This is a genomic window from Parachitinimonas caeni (genome assembly GCF_030129945.1).
Classification (GTDB): domain Bacteria; phylum Pseudomonadota; class Gammaproteobacteria; order Burkholderiales; family Chitinimonadaceae; genus Parachitinimonas; species Parachitinimonas caeni.
Map to the genome: position 1 here is coordinate 1 of NZ_JARRAF010000185.1, position 461 is coordinate 461.

Sequence of the window (461 nt, forward strand, 5' to 3'; positions counted from 1 at the left end):
CATCGCCGATGCCGTGCATTACGCCTACACCGCCTTTGGTGAGCTGGCAGACACCTCGTATACCTACCAGGATGAAGCCGGGCGTCGCCAGAACGCGGTCAGCCACAAGACTTACGACCAGCGTGGCCTGCTGATTGCCACCAGCCAGTACAAACAAGGTGGCACCGCCGCCGAGAGCCTGGAAACCGGCAAGACCCAATACGACGCCTTCGGCCGCGCCGTGACCCAGACCGATGGCCGGGGCATTGTCCGCCACACCGGGTACGACCGCCTGGGCCGGGTGGTGATGACCGAAGATGGCTTCCAGCGCCAGACCCGCACCGAGTTTGACGCGTTTGATCGGGTGAAGTCTGTTACCGATCCGCTGGGTCATGTCACTGTGTACACCTACCGCCGCGACGACACCCTGTTGGCCGGCCAGACGATCAAGCCGGGTAAGGAAGGCGAGGCGATCTATGTTC

Annotated in this window: 1 protein-coding gene; it reads left to right on the forward strand. The window is 62.9% G+C overall.

From position 1 onward, the window contains the following. On the forward strand, positions 1–461 hold a 461-nt coding region (locus PZA18_RS24230; RefSeq protein ID WP_284103454.1), incomplete at both ends, for an RHS repeat domain-containing protein.